General features: G+C 68.8%; 18 protein-coding genes. 14 read left to right on the top strand and 4 right to left on the bottom strand.

Annotated features, from left to right (window positions below):
- The first annotated feature begins 5 nt into the window (after positions 1-5).
- The 5 genes from BM175_RS09070 (at position 6) to BM175_RS09050 (ending at position 5,108) form a co-directional block, all read left to right on the top strand.
- Positions 6-1,511 carry a tripartite tricarboxylate transporter permease gene (locus BM175_RS09070; protein ID WP_090962202.1) on the top strand — a complete coding sequence of 502 codons (1,506 nt, stop codon included), beginning with the start codon at positions 6-8 and terminating at the stop codon, positions 1,509-1,511.
- 22 nt (positions 1,512-1,533) lie between these two features.
- Entirely contained in the window at positions 1,534-2,034 is a 501-nt protein-coding gene (locus BM175_RS09065; RefSeq protein WP_244545937.1) for a CYTH domain-containing protein, read from the top strand.
- A gap of 32 nt (positions 2,035-2,066) precedes the next feature.
- Positions 2,067-3,050: a CHAD domain-containing protein gene (locus BM175_RS09060; RefSeq protein ID WP_090962199.1), complete on the top strand. Its 984-nt coding sequence runs from the start codon at positions 2,067-2,069 to the stop codon at positions 3,048-3,050.
- A 112-nt stretch (positions 3,051-3,162) separates the two neighbouring features.
- Entirely contained in the window at positions 3,163-3,954 is a 792-nt protein-coding gene (locus BM175_RS09055; protein WP_090962197.1) for a pseudouridine synthase, read from the top strand.
- Positions 3,951-5,108, top strand: a complete 1,158-nt coding sequence (locus BM175_RS09050) for a winged helix-turn-helix domain-containing protein (protein WP_090962195.1) — start codon at positions 3,951-3,953, stop codon at positions 5,106-5,108. The genes BM175_RS09055 and BM175_RS09050 overlap by 4 nt, the downstream gene beginning before the upstream one ends.
- A gap of 104 nt (positions 5,109-5,212) precedes the next feature.
- Here the strand turns inward: BM175_RS09050 and BM175_RS09045 are convergent, their stop codons facing one another.
- From BM175_RS09045 to BM175_RS09035, 3 genes are read right to left on the bottom strand one after another with little or no spacing between them, the layout of a single operon-like run.
- On the bottom strand, positions 5,213-6,577 hold the full coding sequence (locus BM175_RS09045; protein ID WP_090962193.1) for a TadE/TadG family type IV pilus assembly protein: 1,365 nt from the start codon (positions 6,575-6,577) through the stop codon (positions 5,213-5,215).
- Between the two features lie 4 nt (positions 6,578-6,581).
- A complete protein-coding gene (locus BM175_RS09040; RefSeq protein ID WP_183193299.1) occupies positions 6,582-7,274 on the bottom strand; it encodes a TadE/TadG family type IV pilus assembly protein in 693 nt (230 codons plus the stop codon).
- Positions 7,271-7,828, bottom strand: coding sequence for a TadE/TadG family type IV pilus assembly protein (locus BM175_RS09035; protein ID WP_175526807.1), 558 nt, complete (start codon positions 7,826-7,828; stop codon positions 7,271-7,273). The genes BM175_RS09040 and BM175_RS09035 overlap by 4 nt, the downstream gene beginning before the upstream one ends.
- Positions 7,829-8,141: 313 nt before the next feature.
- Between BM175_RS09035 and BM175_RS09030 the strand changes: the two genes are divergently transcribed.
- The 3 genes from BM175_RS09030 to purU all read left to right on the top strand — a co-directional run bounded on the left by BM175_RS09030 (position 8,142) and on the right by purU (position 12,229).
- Entirely contained in the window at positions 8,142-9,365 is a 1,224-nt protein-coding gene (locus tag BM175_RS09030) for a YeeE/YedE family protein (RefSeq protein ID WP_090962187.1), read from the top strand.
- A gap of 73 nt (positions 9,366-9,438) precedes the next feature.
- Positions 9,439-11,253, top strand: coding sequence for a translation elongation factor 4 (gene lepA / locus BM175_RS09025; RefSeq protein WP_090962185.1), 1,815 nt, complete (start codon positions 9,439-9,441; stop codon positions 11,251-11,253).
- A 91-nt stretch (positions 11,254-11,344) separates the two neighbouring features.
- Positions 11,345-12,229, top strand: coding sequence for a formyltetrahydrofolate deformylase (gene purU, locus BM175_RS09020; protein ID WP_090962183.1), 885 nt, complete (start codon positions 11,345-11,347; stop codon positions 12,227-12,229).
- Positions 12,230-12,293: 64 nt separating this feature from the next.
- Here the strand turns inward: purU and putA are convergent, their stop codons facing one another.
- Entirely contained in the window at positions 12,294-15,998 is a 3,705-nt protein-coding gene (putA, locus tag BM175_RS09015; protein ID WP_090962181.1) for a trifunctional transcriptional regulator/proline dehydrogenase/L-glutamate gamma-semialdehyde dehydrogenase, read from the bottom strand.
- A gap of 130 nt (positions 15,999-16,128) precedes the next feature.
- On the opposite strand from putA, the gene BM175_RS09010 reads away from it, so the two are divergent.
- From BM175_RS09010 to BM175_RS08985, 6 genes are all read left to right on the top strand, one after another.
- The gene (locus BM175_RS09010; RefSeq protein ID WP_090962179.1) at positions 16,129-16,590 is read left to right on the top strand and encodes an Lrp/AsnC family transcriptional regulator; all 462 of its coding nucleotides are present in this window, start codon (positions 16,129-16,131) and stop codon (positions 16,588-16,590) included.
- Between the two features lie 124 nt (positions 16,591-16,714).
- Positions 16,715-18,610, top strand: coding sequence for an HWE histidine kinase domain-containing protein (locus BM175_RS09005; RefSeq protein WP_090962177.1), 1,896 nt, complete (start codon positions 16,715-16,717; stop codon positions 18,608-18,610).
- 261 nt (positions 18,611-18,871) lie between these two features.
- Positions 18,872-19,294 (top strand): MarR family winged helix-turn-helix transcriptional regulator, encoded by a 423-nt coding sequence (locus tag BM175_RS09000; protein WP_244545936.1) that lies wholly within the window; start codon positions 18,872-18,874, stop codon positions 19,292-19,294.
- Positions 19,295-19,401: 107 nt separating this feature from the next.
- Positions 19,402-21,033 (top strand): OpgD/OpgG family glucan biosynthesis protein, encoded by a 1,632-nt coding sequence (locus BM175_RS08995; protein WP_244545935.1) that lies wholly within the window; start codon positions 19,402-19,404, stop codon positions 21,031-21,033.
- On the top strand, positions 21,030-21,365 hold the full coding sequence (locus tag BM175_RS08990) for a hypothetical protein (protein WP_090962176.1): 336 nt from the start codon (positions 21,030-21,032) through the stop codon (positions 21,363-21,365). The genes BM175_RS08995 and BM175_RS08990 overlap by 4 nt, the downstream gene beginning before the upstream one ends.
- Before the next feature lie 259 nt (positions 21,366-21,624).
- The gene (locus BM175_RS08985; protein WP_090962174.1) at positions 21,625-22,803 is read left to right on the top strand and encodes an OpgC family protein; all 1,179 of its coding nucleotides are present in this window, start codon (positions 21,625-21,627) and stop codon (positions 22,801-22,803) included.
- The last annotated feature ends 42 nt before the right edge of the window (positions 22,804-22,845 follow it).

Here is a 22,845-nt window from a genome sequence, read left to right as displayed (position 1 = left end):
ACACGATGGATCTTCTGGCCAATCTCGCGCTCGGCTTCGAAACGGCGCTCACCCCGATCAACATTTTCTGGTGCTTCGTCGGCGTGCTGCTGGGCACGCTGGTCGGCGTCCTGCCCGGCATCGGGCCGACGGCGACGATCGCGATGCTCCTGCCGATCACCTTCTCCTTCTCGCCCGTCACCGCCCTCATCATGCTCTCGGGCATCTACTACGGCGCCCAGTACGGCGGCTCGACGACCGCGATCCTCATCAACCTGCCGGGTGAGAGCTCATCGGCGGTGACCGCGATCGACGGCTACCAGATGGCGAGGAAAGGACGGGCCGGCACCGCGCTCGCCACGGCCGCGCTCGGCTCCTTCTTCGCCGGCTCGGTGGCGACGCTGCTGCTGGCCATCGCCGCCCCGCCGCTGGCGCGCGTCGCCCTCCAGTTCGGCGCGCCCGAATACTTCGCGCTCATCGTACTCGGCCTTCTTGTCTCGATCTCGCTCGCCCACGGCTCGATCATCAAGGCGCTGGCGATGATCTGCCTCGGCCTCCTGCTCGGCACCGTCGGCCAGGACATCTACACCGGCACGCCGCGCTTCACCTTCGGCCAGCTCGAGCTCTACCAGGGCGTCAACTTCGTCTCGATCGCCGTCGGCGTCTTCGGCGTCGCGGAAATCTTCCGCAACCTCGAGAACGAGACGACACGCGAGATCGGCGTGAAGAAGGTGGCCGGCCTCTGGCTGACCAAGGAGGATTTCAAGCGCATCATCGGCCCGGTGATCCGCGGCACGGCGCTCGGCTCGATCCTCGGCGTCCTGCCGGGCGGCGGCCACGTTCTCTCGTCCTTCGCCTCCTACTCGATGGAGAAGAACCTCGCGTCCAACAAGTCCGAGTTCGGCCATGGCGCGATCCAGGGCGTTGCGGGCCCGGAAAGCGCCAACAACGCGGCCGCGCAGACGTCGTTCATCCCCCTCCTGACGCTCGGCATCCCCGCGCATCCCGTGATGGCGCTGATCGTCGGCGCCTTCATCCTGCAGGGCATCACGCCCGGCCCCAACGTCATCAACACGCAGCCGGCGCTCTTCTGGGGCATTATCGCCTCCATGTGGATCGGCAACGTGCTCCTCGTCATCCTCAACCTGCCGCTCATCGGCATCTGGGTGAAGATGCTGACGATCCCCTACCGCATCCTCTTCCCCGCGATCGTGCTGTTTGCCGCGATCGGCTGCTACTCGATCAACAACAATCCGTTCGACGTCTATGCGATCGGGCTGTTCGGGGTGCTCGGCTACGTGCTGATCCGCCTCGGCTGCGAGCCGGCACCGCTGCTTCTCGGCTTCGTGCTCGGACCGCTTCTGGAAGAGCACCTGCGCCGGGCCATGATCATCTCGCGCGGCAACGCCATGGTGTTCCTGGAGCGGCCGATCTCGGCAACGCTGCTGGCGCTGGGCCTCGCCTGCGTCGTCTTCGCGCTCCTCCCGTCGATCCGGAACAAGCGCAAGGAAGTCTTCGTCGAGGACGACTGAGCCGAGGCTTGACGGAACGCGCTTGCGCCCGACCCTTGACGCTATGGGTATCGAGATCGAGCGCAAGTTCCTCCTGGCCGGCGACGCCTGGCGCCGCCATGCCGACGCGGGCACACGGGTCCGGCAGTTCTACCTCGCCATCCGCGAGGGGCTCACCGTCCGGGTCCGGCTGCGCGAGGGGCGAAAGCCGATGATCACCATCAAGACCGGCGCGGGCGACGCCCGCGGCGAGTACGAATACGAAGTCCCCGAAGCCGACGCGCGCGAGCTCGAAGCCGCCCGCGTCGGCTTCGTCGTCGAAAAGCGCCGCCATCTCGTGCCGCTCGGCGACTTGACGGTCGAGGTGGACGTCTTCGAGGGGGCGCTCTCGCCCCTCGTCATGGCCGAGATCGAGCTTCCGGCCGTCGGACATGCCGTGGACCTGCCGGACTGGATCGGCCGGGAGGTCACCGACGACCCCCGCTACACCAACGCCGCCATGGCGCTGAACGGCCGGCCGGACGGCGACGCGCCGCAGCGTTGACGCCGGGTCCCCTTCCCGCCGTCATGCGCTAGATGCTCGGCCGTGCCCTGCCGGCCGCCGAGGAGACCATGGCCTACCGCATCGACCCCCGAGCCCCCGTCGACGCCGCGATCCGGCGCGCCGCCCAGGAACAGATCGACAAGGCGATCCGTGACCTGTCCGGGGGCGAGGACGGACGGCACGAGGCCGTGCACGAGGCGCGCAAGCGGCTGAAGAAGCTGCGCGGGCTCGTGCGCCTCCTGCGCGAGGCCGATCCCGATTTCGCAAAGGCCGAGAACGCGCGCTACCGCGATGCCGGGCGCACGCTCTCGGCCGTGCGCGACCGGACGGCACTGATCGAGGCGCTCGACGGGCTGGAGGCGCGATTTTCGGGCGAGGTCGCCAGTTCCTCCTTCGACGTGGTGCGCACCGCGCTGGAGTTGAAGCGGCAGGCGGCGATCGAGGCGGATGGAAGCGCGGCCGACAGCGCCGCGGAGGCGCTGAAGGGTCTGAAGGAGGGCCGCGCGCGGCTGGACGGCCTCGTCTTCGGCCGGCGCGCGGCGCGCAACCGCGAACGCATCGTCGCCGGCATCGAGGCGAACTACCGGCGCGGGCGGCGCGATCTCAAGGCGGCGCTTGCCAGCGGCCATGCCGAGGACTTCCACGACCTGCGCAAGCGCATCAAGTATCTCGGCATGCACCTCAAGCTTCTGGAAGACCTGTGGCCCTCCGCGCTGGCGCCGCTGCGCGAAGAGGCCGATCGCGCCGCCGATGCGCTCGGTCGCGACCACGACTACGCCGTGCTCCATGCCGAAATGCTGGCCGATCCGCGCTCGTTCGGGGCCCGGGTCGATCTCGACGTCGTGCTGGCGCTGCTCGATCGCCATCAGGCGGAACTGCGCGCGCAAGCCGCCGAGACCTGCGGACGCCTTCTGGCCGAACGACCGGACGCTTTTGCCGCGCGCATCTCGCGGCTCTGGACGCTGGCCGCCGAGGCGCCCGACCCCGCCGCACCGCCGGAGCCGGTTCCGGCCTGAAACGCCGTGCGGCCCGCCGCCGGAGGGTCCGGGGACGGTCTGCGAGGGCTTGCCAAGCCGGCCCCGGCTGCGGCAAGCCGGCGGGCATGACGCAATCCATGCGCCCCGCCCGATGACGCGATACAGGGACCGCCCGCCCGCTCGGCCCGGCAGCCGGACGAATGCGCCTACGGCTGCCGCCATCGACCGCGGCCATGGGATCGCGCGCGTCCTCTCCAAGCTCGGCTACTGCTCGCGGACGCAAGGCGAGGCTCTGGTGCGCGAGGGCCGGGTGCGGGTCGACGGCCGCGTTGTCCGCGACCCCGAGCATCGCACGCTTGCCTCCGCCGTCCGCATCGAGGTGGACGGCCGGCCCGTGGCGGCCGAGACACCTGTCACGCTGATGCTGAACAAGCCACGCGGCCTCGTGACGACGCGCGACGATCCGCAGGGGCGCGAGACGATCTATCGCTGCCTCGAAGGTCTCGACCTGCCCCATGTCTCGCCGGTCGGCCGGCTCGACAAGGCGAGTGAGGGCCTGCTGCTTCTCACCAACGACACGGCCTTCGCGCAGCGCCTCCTCGATCCTGCCTCGCACGTGCTGAAGACCTACCACGTGCAGATCGACCGGCCGGCGGACGACGCGCTGCTGTCGGGCATCCGTGCCGGTGTCGAGGATCGGGGTGAGCATCTCGCGGTCCGCTCGGTTCGGCTGCTGCGCGAGGGCGAGCGCACGGCCTGGCTGGAGATCGTTCTCGACGAGGGACGCAACCGTCACATCCGCCGGCTTCTCGCCGCGCTCGGCACTGATACGCTGCGGCTGGTGCGCGTGTCGATCGGCGCGCTCGCGCTCGGCGACCTGCCGAAGGGCGCCGTGCGCGCGCTGACGCCGGACGAGCGCGCGCGTCTGGAGCGTGCGCCATGACGCTCTCCCTGTCGCCCGCAGAAGCCCGGCGGATCGTGCTCGGGGCGCAAGGCTTCGCCCGGCCCCGGCCGGAGCGGGCGGGCACGCGTCACGTGCGCCGCAATCTCGACCGGCTGGCGCTCCACCAGATCGACAGCGTCAATGTCCTCTCGCGCGCCCACTACCTGCCGGCCTTCTCGCGCCTCGGCGTTTACGACACCGCGGTTCTCGACCGCGACGCCTGGAGCCGCGTGTCGGAGCGGCGCGTCTTCGAATACTGGGCGCACGAGGCCTCGCTCGTTCCGCTCGACCTTCATCCGGCGCTGCGCTGGCGCATGGCGCGCGCCGACCGGGGCGAGGCTGGCTATTCCGGCATGCGCGCCTTTGCGGGCCCGCGCCGTGCGGAGGCGATGGCGCTCCTCGCCCGCATCCGCGACGAGGGGCCGCTCGGCGCATCCGATGTCGAGACGGGGCGGACCGGCTGGTGGGATTGGTCCGAGCCAAAGCGCATGCTGGAATGGCTCTTCTACGCCGGCCACGTGACGACACTGACGCGCCGGCGCGGCTTCGAGCGGGTCTACGACCTGCCGGAACGGGTGATTCCCTCGAGCGTCCTCGCCCTGCCCGCTCTCGACGAGCGCGAGGCGCACCGGGTCCTCGTGGAGCGCTCGGCCCGCGCGCTCGGGATCGCAACGCTCGGGGAAATCAAAGACTACTTCCGCCTCGGCGGCCCGGAGACGCAACGCGCCGTCGCCGATCTCGTGGAAGCCGGGACGCTGGTCCCGGCCACCGTGCCGGGCTGGCCGAAGGCCTTCCTCCATGCGGAGGCCGGCACGCCCCGCCGCATCGCCGCCTCGGCCCTCCTCGCGCCGTTCGACCCTCTGGTCTGGGAGCGCGCACGCGCCGAGCGCCTCTTCGGCTTCCGCTACCGGATCGAGATCTACGTGCCGGCCGCCCGGCGCCAGCACGGCTACTACGTGCTGCCCTTCCTCCACGCCGGACGCCTCGCCGCGCGCGTCGACCTCAAGGCCGACCGCGCGCGATCCCGCCTCCTCGTGCCCGCCCTTCACCTCGAACCCGACACGCCGCCCGACACGCGCGAGGCGCTGGAAGCGGAACTGCGGCTCCTGGCGAACTGGCTGGGGCTGTCGGACGTCCGGCACGGGGGCGGCTAAGCCGCAGCCATCGCTGCCGTGCGATGACCGCTCTCCGGCAGTCGTTCAAGGGCCCGCCCTGGAGCGTGCCGGCGATGATCCGGCGCTGGGGCCGCAAGGGGCGGTCAGTGCGTCAGGGCCAGCGGCTTCGAGATCGAACTGATGATCTGGTCGATCGCCCGGTTGATATCCGCGGGGCTCGACGCGTCGTAGTAGTCGCCGTCTCCGCTTACGCATTTCGCCATGTTGTTTTCGATGTACCAGTACAACCAGTCCCGGATCGCCGTGAATTTCGGGTTCGAGTCGCCGACGGGGATCAGGTATTTGGTGTTGAGGGCGATGACCCGCACGCCCCGGGTCTTGAGCGGCGCGCACATGCCTGGATCGAAGGACTGGATCCGGCCGCCCCAGTCTCCGGCCGTAGGCTCGAAGTAGACGAAGTTGGGATCCCAGGTGATCCCGTCCCGATCCGGATACTCCATCTGTGTGTCCTCGGTGCCGTCGGTCATGACGACGACGATCGCCTTGGCTTTCAAACGGGTCAGCCCGTCACCCGGCGTTCCGATGATGCCCTGGAGTTGCTTGAACGCGACATGCGCGTTGGTGCCGCCTTCGCGCGTCGAAGGTCCGAGGTTCCCGATCGCCGCTTCCGCCTTGCTGGCGCTGTCGGTCAGCTCAAGAGGAGTGTTGAAAGAGGAATGGAACGTGTGCAGCGCCACCTGGTATCGCTTGTCCTCCCGCTGAAGAAGGCTGTTGGCGAGCTTCCCGACCGCGTCACGCACCACGTCGATGCGCATTCGGGCCCCGTTCTCGTGCGCCATCTGATAGGTCGACTTGGTCGGGTAGGCCGGATTGTTGCTCTTGAACTCCGACTGGAGGATGTGACAGCCGAAGGCGCAGCCGTTCGAGCCGACCCAGGAGCCGCCGCCGTTGAAGCGGCGGACCTGCATGTTGCGGATGATCTCCTGGTCGACGGCCGTCGCACCGATCCCCATCGACTGCGAGATGTCGACGAGCACATGGACGTTCACGTAGGGCGGAAGGGTCACGGACGCACCCGACGATCCTCCGACCTGAAACCGTTCGACGTCGAAGAGCTGCGCGAACACAGTCGGAACCGAGGCGTCGTAACGCGTTTCCGACGATACGACCTCGCCCTTGATCGTCACGGTCACGTCGGAACTGTTCAGGGAGGCGTCGACGATCCGAACCGCCTGTGCGGCGAGATAGGCCTTGCCTTCGCGCTCGCCCGCCGCGATCGCCTGCGCCTGGGTCTGGTTGCCGTCGTTGATGATCTCGACCGTCCTGCGGACCGCGGCCAAGGCGGCGCTGTCGATGGCCAGTTCCAGGCGCCGCTTCACCAGAACGGATTTTGCATAGTCCGTCGCAAGCCCGGTGAACCCCATGAGGGGAATGAGCGACAGCGCGAAGATCGTCGCGACGTTGCCGCGGATGTCCTTGCCGAAGGATGTCGGGCGCTTTTGCGTCATGGGCTCAACCCGGGCAGATGTTCGAACGGGGACCGCCGCCGGCCGAGGGCGACAGCGCGATGCGTTTGGCGTTTCGCGGCAGAAACCAGCTGGATTCGCTGAGCGTGGTGGTCAAGTTCCTGGCCACGCCGTCGAGGAAGCCAGCGGTGCCTTCAAGTTGCGGGACGTAGGGAAGCGCAGCCTGGACGAGGATGACGCTGCCGTCGCCGAAGAATTCGGTGGGGATGATCGCGTCGGTCGGGGGAAGTTTCTGCCCTTGGGAGATCGTGCCACAGGCGAGAGGGCTCTGACCGACGCTCCAGGCGACGCTCGCCTGGTACTGGCAGTCGGTCTGGCACGCGGCATCGCTCTTATCGAATGCGATGTTGGAGATCGTGACCGTGAGGGCGTCGCTCCAGACCGATCTGCCGAGCCGCCGCGCGACGGCGCCGGCTTCGGGCGCGATCAGGGGCGCCGCGCTCCAGATGCGCTGCACGTCGGACGCCTTGGCCGATGCCGGAAGCTGGGAGGCCATCTGGCCGACCATGCTGACAGCATGGACGATCTGGTTGCTGGCATAGATGTAACGGCTGATCTCGAAGGTCCCGAGGAGCAGGACCAGCATGACCGGGAGGATGATCGCGAACTCGATGGCCGCGGTCCCCCCCTCCTCCCTGCGAAGGCGCACGAGTCGGACAAGAAGGCGCGGCCTCCTCATTGGCAAGGGCCCGTCTTCTTGGCTTCCACGGGTTCGTTGCGCCATGCCGCGTAGGACGTCAGCATGGTGACGCGCTCTCCGCCATAGGTGCTGAACATGCCGGCCGGCAGGATCTGGCCGACGATCGGACGCTGCGGGTAGGAGACCCGCAGGAACATGTACTGACCGGTCGCTCCGAGGCAGTACTGGCCGCTGGACTGGGAACCGACGGCCCGACGCTTCCAGGTGTCCGCATCGAAGGCCGGGGCGGAATCCGGCAGGATGCCGCCTTCCACGATCAGCCGGGAGCAGTCGAAGAAGGGTCGGAGGGCGGGGCAGATGCGGTTCGTCTTGAACTTCTCGACGGTATCGTCCGACGCCCTCTGGGACACGCCGAGCATGATGGACCGGGACGCCGCGATCGTCGCATCGTCGAGCCGATGCTGAAGGAACAGGAGGTAGCCGACCTCGACGTGGCCGAGCAGAAGCGTCAGGAAGAGCGACCCGACAAGCGCAAATTCGACCGCCGCGGACCCGGTCTTGTCCTTCGCAAAACTGATGAGGCGGAGTTGCACGAGTTTCGAGCGCCGGAAGTGGATCACCGACTTTCGAGCTTACTGGGGAACCACTAACACGAGCCTACGATGACAGATCGCAATTGCCCACGATATCCTAACGGACACTGACGTTATTCACTGGTCAGGATTTAGTTGTATTCGCATCGCGCCACACAAGGACCAGTTGCTTCCGGCGACCGGAGGAAAATCCTTCCGCATTCCGTCTTGAATTCGCACGTCTCTCGCTCGCTCTGATCTTATGGGACACTTACATTCTGCCCGACCCTCGCTGATTTCTGCATGGCCGTTCGGTCATGCCTGGAGTGAACGCATGACAGACGCCACCTTTCGTCCTGCCCCGACAGCCTTGCCCGGCGGGCCAGGCCTTGCGGCGCTCGCCGCGCTTCTCCTCGGCAGTCTGGCGCTCGGCGCCGCCTATGGCCCGCGCCAGGGTGCGCTCCTGCTCTTGGGCGGCGCGCTGGGCCTGACGCTCTATCACGCCGCCTTCGGCTTCACCTCCGCCTGGCGTGTCTTCATCCTGGAGCGTCGCGGGCGCGGCCTGCGCGCGCAGATGGCGATGCTGGCGCTCGCCGTCGTCCTGTTCTTTCCCGCGCTCAGTGCCGGCACGCTCTTCGGCCAGCCGGTGACGGGTCTCGTCTCGCCGCTCTCGACCGGCGTCGTGGTCGGGGCGTTTCTGTTCGGCATCGGCATGCAGATGGGCGGCGGCTGCGCGTCGGGCACGCTGTTCACGGCCGGCGGCGGCAACGCCCGCATGCTGGTGACGCTCCTCTTCTTCGTCGTCGGCTCGGCGCTCGCCACCGTGCATTTCGACTGGTGGCTGTCGCTGCCGGCCCTCCAGCCGGTCTCGCTCGTCCAGACGCTCGGCCCCCTGCCCGGCATCGCCGTGTCGCTCGCCTTGTTCGCCACGATCGCTGCCGTCACGCTCTTCGCCGAGCGTCGCCGCCACGGTGCGCTGGAGACGGAAGCGGCGCCGGCCACCCGCGGCTTTTCCCGGTTCGCACGCGGCCCCTGGCCGCTCGTCGCCGGGGCGCTGGCGCTCGCGGTCCTCAACTTCGTGACGCTGGCGCTCGCCGGCCGCCCCTGGGGCATCACCTCGGCCTTTGCGCTCTGGGGTGCCAAGGGCGCCGAGATCCTCGGCTTCGAGCCCTCGACCTGGGCCTACTGGCAGACACCCGCCAACGCCCGGGCCCTGTCGCAGAGCGTCTTTGCCGACATCACCTCGGTGATGGACTTCGGCATCATCGCGGGCGCCATGCTGGCGGCGAGCCTTGCCGGTCGGTTCAGCCCGAGCCTTCGCATTCCGCTGCGCTCGCTCATGGCGGCCGTCCTCGGTGGCCTTCTCCTCGGCTACGGCGCGCGCATCGCCTATGGCTGCAACATCGGGGCCTATTTCTCCGGCATCGCGAGCGGCTCGCTGCACGGCTGGCTGTGGCTCGTCGCGGCCTTCGCGGGCAACGCGGTCGGCGTGCGGCTGCGCCCGTTCTTCTTCGGCGAGCGCCGCGGCGGGCGCGTCGCCCGCGGCGACGGCGCCTGAAGCGCTCGCGAACGGGAATGGCGGCGTAAAACCCCATTCCCGTCCGGCCCGCAAAGCCTTATAGGCGTTTGGCATGAGCCAGACGCCTCTTTCCCGCATCCGCAACTTCTCCATCGTCGCCCATATCGACCATGGCAAATCGACGCTCGCCGACCGGCTGATCCAGCTGACGGGGGGCCTCGACGCGCGCGAGATGGCGGGCAAGGAGCAGGTTCTCGATAACATGGATATCGAGAAGGAGCGCGGCATCACGATCAAGGCGCAAACCGTGCGCCTGACCTATCCGGCCAAGGACGGCGAGACCTACGTCCTTAACCTCATCGACACGCCGGGGCACGTCGACTTCGCCTACGAGGTGTCGCGCTCGCTGTCGGCCTGCGAGGGCGCGCTCCTCGTCGTCGACGCCGCGCAGGGCGTAGAGGCGCAGACGCTCGCCAACGTCTATCTCGCGCTCGACAACGATCTCGAGATCGTGCCCGTCCTCAACAAGATCGACCTGCCTGCCGCCGAGCCCGACAAGGTGAAGGAGCAGATCGAGGAGGTGATTGGCATCGATGCCTCCGAGGCCGTGATGATCTCGGCCAAATCCGGCATCGGCATCGAGGACGTGCTGGAAGCCATCGTCAAGCGCCTGCCCGCCCCCAAGACCGGCGACCGCGCAGCGCCCCTGAAGGCGATGCTGGTGGACAGCTGGTACGACGCCTATCTCGGCGTCGTCGTACTCGTGCGCGTCATCGACGGCGAATTGAAGCGCGGCCAGACCATCCGCATGATGGGCACCGACGCCAAGTACCCGGTCGACCGGGTCGGCGTCTTCACGCCCAAGATGATCAACATGGAGGCCCTCGGCCCCGGCGAGATCGGCTTCATCACCGCCTCGATCAAGGAGGTCGCAGACACGCGCGTCGGCGACACGATCACCGAGGACAAGCGCCAGACCGCCGAGATGCTGCCGGGCTTCCAGCCGGCCCAGCCCGTGGTGTTCTGCGGCCTGTTCCCGACCGATGCCGCCGCCTTCGACGACCTGCGCGCCGCCATGGGCAAGCTGCGCCTCAACGATGCGTCCTTCTCGTTCGAGATGGAGTCCTCGGCCGCGCTCGGCTTCGGTTTCCGCTGCGGCTTCCTCGGGCTGCTCCATCTCGAGATCATCCAGGAGCGCCTGTCCCGCGAGTTCGACCTCGATCTCATCGCGACCGCCCCGTCGGTGGTCTACGAGATCAAGATGCGCAACGGCGAGACCGTGATGCTGCACAATCCGGCCGACATGCCGGACACGATGCAGATCGAGGCGATCTACGAGCCCTGGATCAAGGCGACGATCCTGACGCCGGACGACTATCTCGGCAACATCCTGACGCTCTGCCAGGAGCGCCGCGGCATCCAGGTCGACCTGTCCTATGTCGGCAAGCGCGCCATGGTCACCTACGAGCTGCCGCTGAACGAGGTGGTCTTCGACTTCTACGACCGCCTGAAGTCGATCTCGAAGGGCTACGCCTCGTTCGACTACCAGCTCGCCGACTATCGCGAGGGCGACCTCGTGAAGCTCTCGATCCTCGTCAATGCCGAGCCGGTCGACGCGCTCTCCATGCTGGTGCACCGGACGCAGGCCGAGAAGCGCGGCCGCGCCATGTGCGAGAAGCTGAAGGAGCTGATCCCGAACCACCTCTTCAAGATCCCGATCCAGGCGGCGATCGGCGGCAAGGTGGTGGCGCGCGAGACGATCTCGGCGCTGCGCAAGGACGTGACGGCCAAGTGCTACGGCGGCGACGCCTCCCGCAAGCGCAAGCTCCTCGACAAGCAGAAGGAGGGCAAGAAGCGCATGCGCCAGTTCGGCAAGGTCGACATCCCCCAGGAAGCCTTCATCGCCGCCTTGAAGATGGACAGCTGACGGCACGCCCCGTTCCCGACGGCGGGCCTTGCCCGCCTCCGCCCGCGCCTCGACGGCGACGGGCCCCTCCCCCGCTTTGACGAGACCGACGATGCAGCCTTTTGTCCTGACGGTGACGTGTCCGACGGCGCGCGGCATCGTCGCCGCCATCTCCACCTATCTGGCGGGCCAGGGCTGCAACATCATCGACAGCGCCCAGTTCGACGACATGGCGGCGGGCCGCTTCTTCATGCGCGTCGGCTTCCGCTCCGAGGAGGGCGTCGGGCTGGAGGCGCTGCGCGAGGGCTTCGAAGCCGTCGCCGCGCCCTTCTCGATGACCTACGAGATCTTCGACACGCGCGTGCCCATGAAGGTCCTCCTCATGGTGTCGCGCTTCGGTCACTGCCTCAACGACATCCTCTATCGCTGGCGCATCGGCGCGCTGCCGATCGAGATCGTCGGCGTCGTCTCCAACCACCTCGACTACCAGAAGCTCGTGGTGAACCACGACCTGCCGTTCCACCACGTGCCGGTGACCAAAGCCAACAAGCCGCAGGCCGAGGCGCGCATCCTCGAGATCGCGGAGAGTGCGGGCACCGAGCTCATCGTTCTCGCCCGCTACATGCAGGTGCTCTCGGACGCGATGTGCCAGCGCATGTCCGGCCGCATCATCAACATCCATCATTCGTTCCTGCCGAGCTTCAAGGGCGCGGCGCCCTACAGCCAGGCCTACGACCGGGGCGTGAAGCTGATCGGGGCGACGGCGCACTACGTGACCGCCGACCTCGACGAGGGCCCGATCATCGAGCAGGACGTCGCGCGCGTCACGCACGCCCAGTCGGCGGCGGACTACGTGTCGATCGGGCGCGACGTCGAGGCGCAGGTGCTCTCGCGCGCGATCCACGCGCATATCCATCACCGCGTCTTCCCGAACGGCGACCGCACCGTGGTCTTCCCGGCCTCGCCCGGCGGCTACGCCTCGGAGAAGATGGGCTGATAGCTCACCCCTTCATCCAAGTCGGATAGGATGGGCCGAGGGCATCGCCCCCGGCCTTTTTTCGTCAGCCGATCGTCATCAGGCTGGCATTGCCGCCCGCGGCCGCCGTGTTGACCGAGGTCGACACCTCCTCGACCAGCCAGCTCAGGCAGATCGCCTCCGGGTCGTCCCGCAGCGCCTCGCCGGTCGCCGCCTGTACAAGCACGAGCGGGCCGTCGAGCGCGGCGATGCGGGCGTTGACGTCCCGGACGCGCGCCGCGTCCCCCTCGATGAGCGCCCCGGCAAACGGTCCTGCCTTCGCCCAGTCGGACGCATGGGAGACGCGCGCGGCAACGCTGGCCGGCAGACCGGCGAGCGCCGCAAGGCCCACGCCCCCGTCCACCACCACCGTGTTGCCGGTCGCAAGCGCCGCCGCAAGGAGACGCCGCAGGCCCGCTTCCGTTTCCGGCACGAGAAGCACGCGGCCGCGCGGGTGGAGCCCGTAGAGGTTGGTCTCGCCGACCGGCCCGGCCAGTTCGCGCACGAGCCCGATGCCGGACCGCTCCGCCATGTCGCGCGCGGCCGCGCCGTCGGCGGCATGGCCGCGCTCCTCGAGCCAGCGCGCGAAATCGATCAGCGCCTCGTCGGTGTGCGGCATGCCCTCGCGCATCGGCACCGGCGCGCGGGCGACGAGGCGGCCGAGATAGAGCGGCCCGCCCGCCTTCGGGCCGGTGCCCGACAGGCCCCGTCCGCCGAACGGCTGGACGCCGACCACCGCGCCGATGACGTTGCGGTTGACGTAGAGGTTGCCGGCCTTCACGCGGGCGGTCACATGCGCCACCGTCTCGTCGAGACGGGTGTGGAGGCCGAAGGTGAGGCCATAGCCGGTGGCGTTGATCGCGTCGACCAGCGCGTCGAGGTCGTCGCGGCGGTAGCGCAGGACATGCAGGACCGGGCCGAACACCTCGCGCTGCAGCTGCGCGAGATCCCGGATCTCGATCAGCGCCGGGGCGACGAAGGTGCCGTGCGCGGCCTCCTCCGGCAGCGAGAGTCGCTCGACCGTGAGGCCGAGGCCCCGCATCCGCTCGACATGCGCCTCGATCCCGGCGCGCGCGTCCTCGCTGATCACCGGGCCGACGTCGACGGCGAGGCGATCGGTGCGTCCGAGGGCGAGCTCGTTCATCGCGCCCTTCAGCATGGCGAGCGTGCGGTCGGCGATGTCCTCCTGCAGGCACAGGACGCGCAGCGCCGAGCAGCGCTGGCCGGCCGAATCGTAGGCCGAGGCGATCACGTCGGCGACGACCTGCTCGGCGAGTGCCGAGGAATCGACGATCATCGCGTTCTGGCCGCCGGTCTCCGCGATGAGCGGGATCGGCTTGCCGGCGGCCGAGACCCGCGTCGAGAGCTCGGCCCCGATCAGGCGCGCGACCTCGGTCGAGCCGGTGAACATGACGCCGGCCGTCTCGGGCGCCGCCACCAGCGCCGCGCCGACGCGGCCGTCGCCCGGCACGAACTGCAGCGCCTGCGCCGGCACGCCCGCCTCATGGAGGATGCGGACCGCCTGGTAGGCGATCAGCGGCGTTTCCTCGGCGGGCTTGGCGACCACCGGGTTGCCCGCGACGAGCGCGGCGGCGACCTGACCCGTGAAGATCGCGAGCGGGAAGTTCCACGGGCTGATGCAGACGACCGGCCCGAGCGGCGGGTGCGAGGGGCCGAACCCCGAGCGCGCCTCGGCGGCGTAGTAGCGCAGGAAGTCCACGGCCTCGCGCACCTCGCCGACGGCATTTGCCGCCGTCTTGCCCGCCTCGCGCATGATCGTGCCCATCAGCGGGCCGATGCGCTCCTCCATCAGGTCGGCGGCGCGCTCGAGACACGCCGCGCGGGAGGCGGTCGGCAGCGCGCTCCAATCCTGTCCGCGCGCCGCCGCATGCAGCACCGTCGCGACCGCATCCGGGGAAAGCTCCCGGACCGTGCCGACGGCATCGCGGTGGTCGGCCGGATTGCGGACCGTGCGCGGCGCACCGCCGGCACCATCAACGCCATTGGTGAGAAGCGGATGCGCCGACACCGGCTGGGTCGCGGACGCGGCAAGCTCGGTCGATAGCCGGGCAAGCACCGTCTCGTCCGACAGGTCGAGGCCGCGCGAGTTGACGCGCTCGGGCGCGAAGAGGTCGGCGGGCGCCGCGATCGCCTCGTGCGGGGCGCCGACCGTCGCCTCGGCCGCGACGAGCTCGGTCGGATCGGCGATCAGCGCGTCCACCGAGACCTTCGGGTCGGAGATCCGGTTGACGAAGGAGGAGTTGGCGCCGTTCTCGAGAAGCCGACGCACAAGATAGGCCAGCAGCGTCTCGTGCGTGCCGACGGGCGCGTAGATGCGCGCCGGGCGGCCGAGCTTCTCCGAGCCGACGACCTCGTCGTAGAGCGGCTCGCCCATGCCGTGGAGGCACTGGAACTCGTAGGCGTCCGGCGCGGCGTCCTGCCCGGCGAGGTGATAGATCGCCGCCAGCGTCTGCGCGTTGTGGGTCGCGAACTGCGGGAACACGACGTCGCGCGCCGCCAGGAGCTTTCGTGCGCAGGCGACATAGGCGACGTCGGTGTGGACCTTGCGGGTGTAGACGGGGAAGCCCTTCAGCCCGTCGACCTGCGCGCGCTTGATCTCGGCGTCCCAGTAGGCGCCCTTGACGAGGCGCACCATGATCCGCCGCTCGGCGCGGCGCGCGAGATCGATGATCCAGTCGATCACGAAGGGGCAGCGCTTGCCGTAGGCCTGGACGACGAAGCCGAGACCGTTCCACGCCTTCAGCGCCGGATCGAGCGCCAGAGCCTCCAGAAGGTCGAGCGAGAGCTCCAGCCGGTCGGCCTCCTCGGCGTCGATGTTGAGGCCGATGTCGTAGCGCTTGGCGATCAGCGCCAGCGCCTTCACGCGCGGCAGAAGCTCGGTCATGACGCGGCTTGCCTGCGCGCGCGCGTAGCGCGGATGCAGCGCCGACAGCTTGATCGAGATGCCCGGCCCCTCGATGACGCCGCGCCCGGCCGACGCCTTGCCGATCGCATGGATGGCGTTCTCGTAGTCGCGATAATAGCGCTGGGCGTCGGCGGCCGTCGTCGCGGCCTCGCCGAGCATGTCGTAGGAATAGCGGAAGCCGCGCGCCTCCAGAGGCTTCGAGCGCTTCAGCGCCTCCTCGATCGTCTCTCCGGTGACGAACTGCTCGCCCATCATGCGCATCGCCATGTCGACGCCGCGCCGGATCACCGGCTCGCCGGCCCGCGCGATGAGGCGCGTCAGCGCGGCCGACAGCGTGCGGTCGCTGACCGTCGTCGTCAGCTTGCCGGTGACGACGAGGCCCCAGGTCGCGGCATTGACGAAGAGCGAGCGGCCGGAGCCGACATGCGACTTCCAGTCCCCGTCGGCGATCTTGTCGCGAATGAGGGCGTCGCGCGTCGCGGTGTCGGGAATGCGCAGGAGCGCCTCGGCAAGGCACATGAGGGCGACGCCCTCCTGGCTCGACAGCGAGTATTCGCGCACCAGCCCCTCGACGCCTGTGCCCTTGTGCTTGGCGCGCAGCGCCTCGATCAGCCCCCTTGCGGTGCGTACGACCGGGTCGCGAAGCTCGGCGGGAAGGCGGGCCGCCTCGACCAGCGGCGGCAGGCATTCGGTTTCCGGACGGCGATAGGCCGCCGTGATCGCCGCCCGCAGCGGCGTCTGCTCGGAGATCGGCGGCGCAAACCGCGCGAACGGCGCCGGCCCGTCGGATGGAACGGTGGTGGGACGGTCGAGGGTCTCGGACATCGAAGGGCTCCGGGCGCGGCAGATGGGACGTACGGATCATACGCCAGCCCTCGCCAGCGATCCGACTTGTGTTGAGCCCGGTTTGGTCCGTATGGATCGATCTTGGCGGCGTTTACAGGACGAACGAACCATGGACGAGCCGCACCTGGGCGATCTGGACGCCTTCGACCGGCGAATGCTCGATATTCTCGCGGAAAACGGCCGCATCTCCGTCACAGAACTGGCGAGCCGCGTCGGCCTGTCGAAGACGCCTTGCCAGATCCGCTTCCGCCGGCTGGTGGAGGGCGGCTTCATCGACGGGTTCAAGGCGGTGATCAACCCCGCCCGCATCGGCCTCGACCACGTCGCCTTCACCGAGGTGAAGCTATCCTCGACCGGCGAGGATGCGCTCGGCGCCTTCAACGCGGCCGTGAAGAAGATCCGGGAGGTGGAGGAGTGCCACCTCATCGCCGGGCGCTTCGACTACCTCCTGAAGGTGCGCACCCGCGACATCCGGCGCTATCGGCAGGTGCTCGGCGAGGTGATCTCGAACCTGCCCTACGTCGCGAGCACGTCCACCAACGTCGCGATGGAGGCGATCAAGGAAAAATGACAGGGAGCCCACCTGTCGCCGGGATGCCACGCGGCAACCGCAAGTGGCACAGGCGCACCGGTTGCCCCTGTCCGCGGCGGGTTGGCCGACTAGATGCCCTGCCTTGGAATTTCAGAACCGGCCGATGAACGAAACCCGATCCGACCTGACGCCCGATGCGAGCCTGCTCGCGGGGCGTGACGACACGCGCTCGCGGGCGCTGTTGCGCAGCGGCCTTCTGGAGCGAGCGGGCGAGACGCAGTTCCGCCTGATCGCCGAGCACGTGCGCGTGATGCTCGACGTGCCGGTCGCGCTGGTCACGCTGATCGGCAGCGACCGACAATTCTTCGCCGCCAGCCCCGGCCTGCGAGAGCCCTGGGCGAGCGAAGGCGCAACGCCCCTCGACATGTCCTTCTGCCGGCACGTGGTCGAGGACGGCCGGCCCGTGATCGTGCCGGACGCCCATCGCGACCCGGACTTCTGCGACAACGGGGCCGTCGAGGCGCTCGGCGTCGTCGCCTATCTCGGCGTTCCCTTGCGGCTCGGCAACGGCGAACTGGTGGGCGCGCTCGCCGCGATCGACGACCAGCCCCGGCCGTGGACGGACGGAGACCTCAAACGCCTCGCCTCGGCCGGCGAGCTCGTGATGTCGGCGATGGCCGAGCGCCTGTCGGACGCGCGCTGGCGCATGATCTTCGAGCAGCTGGAGGAGGCTTTCATCCTCGGTCGCCTCCAGCGCGACGAGACGGGCCGCGTGGTCGACTGGATCTACGAGGAGGTCAACCGCGCCTGGTACGCGCTGACCGGCCTTCCCGAAGGCTCGGCCGTCGGCCGCGGCGTGCGGGACGTCCTGCCGGGCGTCGAGGAGGAGTGGATCGACGAGTTCGCCACGGTCGTCGAGACCGGCGAGGCGCGGCGCTTCACCCGCCGCGTCGGCACGCTCGGCCGCTGGTACGAGGGCATCGTCCGGCCGGTGGGCGAGGACCGCTTCACGGTGATCTTCCTCGATGTCAGCGACCGGCTGGCGAAGGAGGAGGCGCTGCGCAACAACGAGGCGCGCATCCGCACGCTCGTGGACAGCATGCCGATCGGCGTGGCGCTGGCCGAGGCGCCGTCGGGGCGCATCCTCATCGCCAACCGGCGTCTCGGGCGGCTGCTCGGTGTCGAGCCCGGCTCGCTGCCCGCGATCTCGGACGCGCTCTTCGCAGGGCTGCGCGAGGACGGCGCCCCGATGGCGCACGACGACCATCCCCTCGCGCGCATCGCGAGCGGCGCGACCGACAGCGCCGCGATGGAAATGCGCACGGGTCGGCCGGAGGACGGGGGCCGCTGGATCGAGGTGCAGGGCAGCGCGGTCAAGGACCGGCATGGCCGGACGGTCGCCGCGGTCGTCGCCGTCAGCGACATCGAGGGGCGCAAGCGCGACGACGAGCAGCGCATGCTTCTCAACCACGAGCTCGCGCACCGCCTGAAGAACACGCTCGCCGTGGTGCAGTCGATCGCCACGCAGACCCTGCGCGGGGCGCCCGACCTTGCCACAGCCCGCGCCAGTCTCGGTCAGCGTATCCGCACCCTGTCGCAGGCGCACGACATCCTGCTCGCCGGCCGGCGCGATGCGGGCTCGGTCGAGGCCATCCTGCGCGCCGCCGTCGCGCCGCACGATCCCGACGAGCGGATTCGGCTGAACGGCCCCGCCGTGATGATCGGCCCGAAGGCCTCGCTCTCGCTCGCCCTGATCGGCCACGAGCTGGCGACCAATGCCGTGAAATACGGTGCGCTGTCGGCGCCGGAGGGCAATGTCGAGACGCGGTGGACGGTCGGCGAAACGCCCGATGGCTCGAGCGTTCTCCTTCTCGACTGGCGGGAGGCCGGGGGCCCCGCCGTCGAGCCGCCGGCCCAGAAGGGCTTCGGCACACGGCTGATCGAGATGGGCCTGCCGGGTTCGGCGAGCGGATCGGTGACCATTCACTACGAGCCGACGGGCCTGCACTGCCGCATGGAGGCTCGCCTCAACGAACTGCAGTCGCAGGACGAGGTCTGAGGCGACGGGCGTTCAGCGGCGATCTCCACCAATGCCGGAATGACGCGGTGGATCGAGGTCGCTCGAAAGATCAGCCCGCCGATCACACGAATTGGTTGTGCACCAGCGACTTATCTCATGCGCAAGTTTATTTGTCAGACTTACAAGTAGTTTAATGTTGGGTGGCGACGGATGAGGCAAAACGGCTACATGAGCCAAACCCATCCTTCGACCGGCGCCGCTTCCGCATCCTCGCCTGCTCCGCAGGTCGAGGACGGAAGCATGGTGCAGCACCTCCTGTCGATCTCGAAGTCGACCAGGGCCTTCCTGTCGCTGCTCCTCATGGAAATCGACCTGCATCCGGGGCAGGACCAGCTTCTCGCACGCGTCGAGCCCGGCGTGCCCGTCAGCGTTTCGGCCTTGGCCGACCAGCTCTCGGTGCGACCGTCGACGGTCTCTAAGATGCTGGATCGCCTGATGGAGAAGAACCTCGTCGAGCGCACCGCCCACAGCCACGACGCACGCCGCACCATGGTCATGCTGACCCCGGCTGGCGAGACGGTCCGCGGGCGGGTCAACGCCTTGTGGGAGAAGCTCGAGGGCGATCTCGCCTCGGCGGTCGCCCCCGGGCGGCGCGACGATCTCCTGACGGCGCTGCGCGAGGCGGACGAGCTCCTCACCGCGAAGCTTCGCCGGCTTCGCTGACCGCTACGGAGAGCGCTCGGGACGCGGGACGCGTGCGCTAGGCAGGCGTCGGCTTTTTGCATATGCTAAGGGCCTTGCTGCAGTTCCGAAAGAAGCCTCCCATTTCCGTGACGAGTTCCTCCTTCACCTCCCGCCGCACGGCACTGAAATACGGTCTGGGTGGAGCGCTTTCGCTGCTCTGGGCCCATCGCGCGTCGGCCCAGCAGCCTGCAGCCCCCGGCACGCCCGCGCCCGCCCCGGCAGCGCCCGCAGCGCCGCCGCCCACCGTGGTGGACCTCAACGCCTTCACCTACGACGCCCTGTCGAACGCCATGCGCGCGCGCGCGGCAGCGCCCTGGAGCGAGCCGCCGCGCGACCTGCCGCAGCCGATCGCCGACCTCGACTACGACAGCTACCGACGCATTCTCTACCGGCGTGACCAGACGATCTGGGCGAACGAGCCGCTGAACTTCCACCTGCAGGCCTATTTTCCGGGCTTCCTCTACAAGGATACGACGCGCCTCTTCATCGGGGACGGCACGCATTTCCAGCCGCAGGTCTTCTCGGGCGCGAACTTCGAGTTCCTGGCGCCGCTCGATCCGTCCGCCTTCCAGAACCTGCAGCTTCCTGGTGTCGCCGGCTTCCGGCTGAACTACCCACTCGACCGGCCCGACCTCTACGACGAGCTCGTGTCGTTCCTGGGCGCCAGCTACTTCCGCGCGCTCGGCATGAACAACCGCTACGGCCTGTCGGCGCGCGGTCTCGCCATCAACACGGCGACCGCGGCGGCCGAGGAGTTCCCACGCTTCACCGCCTTCTATATCGTCAAGCCGCAGCCGGGGCAGGAGACGATCCAGATCTTCGCCGAGCTGGAAGGCCCGAGCCTTGCCGGCGCTTACGCCTTCAACGTCCGGCCGGGCGTCGAGACGCAGATCGACGTGACCGCCCGCCTCTACTTCCGCGGCGAGGTCGAGCGGCTCGGCGTCGCCCCGCTCACCTCGATGTACCATTTCGGCGAGAACGACCACAACGAGCGCGAGGACTTCCGGCCGGAGGTGCACGACAGCGACGGGTTGTTCATCCTGCGCCCGACCGGCGAGCGCCTCTGGCGTCCCCTGAAGAACCCGGAGGAACTCGCCCTCTCCTATTTCGGCGAAACCTCGCCGCGCATGTTCGGCCTCCTGCAGCGCGATCGCGACTTCTCGCACTACGAAGACGTCGAGGCGCATTACGAACTTCGTCCCTCCCTCGTCATCGAGCCGATGGGCGACTGGGGCCGTGGCATCGTGCAACTCGTGGAGATTCCGACCGACTCGGAGGTCAACGACAACATCGTCGTCTTCTGGGTGCCGGAGGAGAAGCCGGCGGCCGGCTCGCAGTTCGAGTTCCGCTACCGGATGCACTGGGGCTACGTCGACCACATGGAGACCCATCAGGCCGTGGTCGGAGCGACCTATGCCGGGCTTGGGGGCAACGCCGCCGATACCGGTACCACCAATCTCCGCCGCTTCGAGATCAACTTCGTCGGCGGCACGGCGCAGAACCTGCCGGGCGACGCGGTCGTGGTGCCCATCCTTGAGGTGCCGGACACAGCCCGCCTCGTCCACAGCGGCGTCAGCCGCCTGCCGGGCGGCGGCTGGCGCCTGTCGATCGAGCTGGAGAAGCTCGACGCCTCGCCGGTCGAACTGCGGGCCAAGCTCTCGTTCAACCAGCGCATCATCTCCGAAACCTGGCTCTACCAGTGGACGGGTCGTCCATGAGGGGGCCGACGACGTTCTTCGCCGGCCGCACCGATGCCGAGACGGCGACGCCGCCGGAGCGCTTCTTCGACGCGCGCCCGGCCGGCATGCTGGTGGGCCGGCCGGATCTCACCGAGGAAGACCTCCTGGCCGCCATCGCCGAGCGGCTGGTCTTCGAGGGCCGGACCGGGCCCGAGCCGCAGGTCGTGATCGAGGCGGCGCGGCTCGGTAAGCGCAAGGCCCTCGCCTTCCTGCGCAAGCTGCTCCTGCCGCCGCCGCGCGCGCCGCTCTCCATGCCGGTGCGCCCGATCCTGCGCGAGCACATGACGCGGACCGACGAGGAAATGCGCTAGACGCCTGTCCGGCTAAGCGCTTTTCCACAACCGGATCTCCAGCCTAGTGCGACGGGCGGCAACCGCCTGAAACGTAAGGCATACGACACGTTCGGGTGGCCTCGCGCGCTCTCCATTGCGTCGTCCCTCACCGCTTCACCATCCCCTCGCGCCTTGCCCGCGCCCCACCCTCGCGAGATATCGCTCAGAGGGACATGACGCTTGCACGGTTCATTCACGACCGCGCGGGCGAGTGCGTAACGAGTCGACCACAGCATCCATGACAGTCTCATCCCGGCGCTCTCCCACGCCGCGCGATCATCGCATCGACTTCTACCGCGGCATCGCGCTCCTGATGATCTTCGTGAACCACGTGCCCGGGGTTCTCTGGGAGCACTTCACCTCGCGCAATTTCGGCTTCTCCGATTCGGCCGAGCTTTTCGTGTTCCTGGCAGGCGTGTCCTGCGCGCTCGCCTACGGCCGCAGCTTCTTCGAGCGCTCCAGCCTGATCGCCACGATCCGCGCCTTCCGCCGGGCAGGCGTCCTCTACCTCAACCACATCGCGCTCACGATGGTCGTGGTCAGCCTCTACGCCTTCGCCTCGCTCGCGACCGGCGACGGCCGCTATCTCATGCAGCTCGGCTTCGGCTACTTCCTGTCGCGCCCGGTCGATACACTCGCCGGTATCGCGACGCTCGGTCATCAGTTCGCCTATCTCAACATCCTGCCGATGTATGCGGTGCTGCTCCTGATGCTGCCCCTCATGCTCGGCTTGGTGCGGCGCCTCGGCCTGCCCGGTCTTCTGGGGGTCTCGTGCGTTGTCTGGCTCGCATGCGGTCTCCTGCGGCTGAACCTGCCGAACCATCCCAATCCCGGCGGCTGGCAGTTCAATCCGTTCGCCTGGCAGTTCCTCTTTGCGATCGGTCTGGCGGTCGGCCTCGCGAAAGCGGGCGGGCAGGCGCTCGTCGCCTATTCGCGGCCGCTCTACATCGCGGCGCTCGCCTATCTCAGCGTCTCCTTCCTGTTCGTGTCGGCCTCGCTCTGGGGCTGGGAGCAGGCGCTGCCGCTGCCGGCCTTCGCGGTCCAGTTCGACAAGACCTACGTCTCGCCGCCGCGCCTCCTGCATCTTTTGGCGCTCGTCTACGTGTTCGCGCACGCGCCGAGCCATTCGCCGCTGCAGCGGGTCGGCCGCGACAACCCGTTCGCGCTTCTCGGGCGCCATTCGCTGCCCGTCTTCGCCGTCGGCACGGTGCTGTCGCTTCTCGCCCAGCTCCTGCGGCTCAACCGCGAGCCGTCGCTCGCCTTCGACACGGCGCTGATCGTGCTGGGGCTCGGCGTCCACTTCGCGCTGGCGCTGTTTCTCGACTGGTGGCGCGCCGTGAATGCACCCGTGCCCGTCGCGGACATGGCCTCGCCGCGCGAGCGCGACGCCGCAGCGGGCGTGAGAGCGCGGGCCTGAGGCGAGATCGCGACATCGTGCGCGGGCCCCCGTGCCTTGGGG

Origin of the sequence: Aureimonas phyllosphaerae, assembly GCF_900113065.1 — a bacterium.
In the GTDB taxonomy this organism is placed as follows: Bacteria; Pseudomonadota; Alphaproteobacteria; order Rhizobiales; family Rhizobiaceae; genus Aureimonas; species Aureimonas phyllosphaerae.
Note: the sequence above shows the minus strand (reverse complement) of the source record. Positions and strands in the feature narration are given on the sequence as shown.

Coding starts and splice junctions, on each gene's coding strand:
- BM175_RS09070 (WP_090962202.1), top strand. CDS start 6: ATGGATCTTCTGGCCAATCTCGCGCTCGGCTTCGAAACGGCGCTCACC.
- BM175_RS09060 (WP_090962199.1), top strand. CDS start 2,067: ATGCTCGGCCGTGCCCTGCCGGCCGCCGAGGAGACCATGGCCTACCGC.
- BM175_RS09055 (WP_090962197.1), top strand. CDS start 3,163: ATGACGCGATACAGGGACCGCCCGCCCGCTCGGCCCGGCAGCCGGACG.
- BM175_RS09050 (WP_090962195.1), top strand. CDS start 3,951: ATGACGCTCTCCCTGTCGCCCGCAGAAGCCCGGCGGATCGTGCTCGGG.
- BM175_RS09045 (WP_090962193.1), bottom strand. CDS start 6,577: ATGACGCAAAAGCGCCCGACATCCTTCGGCAAGGACATCCGCGGCAAC.
- BM175_RS09040 (WP_183193299.1), bottom strand. CDS start 7,274: ATGAGGAGGCCGCGCCTTCTTGTCCGACTCGTGCGCCTTCGCAGGGAG.
- BM175_RS09030 (WP_090962187.1), top strand. CDS start 8,142: ATGACAGACGCCACCTTTCGTCCTGCCCCGACAGCCTTGCCCGGCGGG.
- lepA (WP_090962185.1), top strand. CDS start 9,439: ATGAGCCAGACGCCTCTTTCCCGCATCCGCAACTTCTCCATCGTCGCC.
- purU (WP_090962183.1), top strand. CDS start 11,345: ATGCAGCCTTTTGTCCTGACGGTGACGTGTCCGACGGCGCGCGGCATC.
- putA (WP_090962181.1), bottom strand. CDS start 15,998: ATGTCCGAGACCCTCGACCGTCCCACCACCGTTCCATCCGACGGGCCG.
- BM175_RS09010 (WP_090962179.1), top strand. CDS start 16,129: ATGGACGAGCCGCACCTGGGCGATCTGGACGCCTTCGACCGGCGAATG.
- BM175_RS09005 (WP_090962177.1), top strand. CDS start 16,715: ATGAACGAAACCCGATCCGACCTGACGCCCGATGCGAGCCTGCTCGCG.
- BM175_RS09000 (WP_244545936.1), top strand. CDS start 18,872: ATGGTGCAGCACCTCCTGTCGATCTCGAAGTCGACCAGGGCCTTCCTG.
- BM175_RS08990 (WP_090962176.1), top strand. CDS start 21,030: ATGAGGGGGCCGACGACGTTCTTCGCCGGCCGCACCGATGCCGAGACG.
- BM175_RS08985 (WP_090962174.1), top strand. CDS start 21,625: ATGACAGTCTCATCCCGGCGCTCTCCCACGCCGCGCGATCATCGCATC.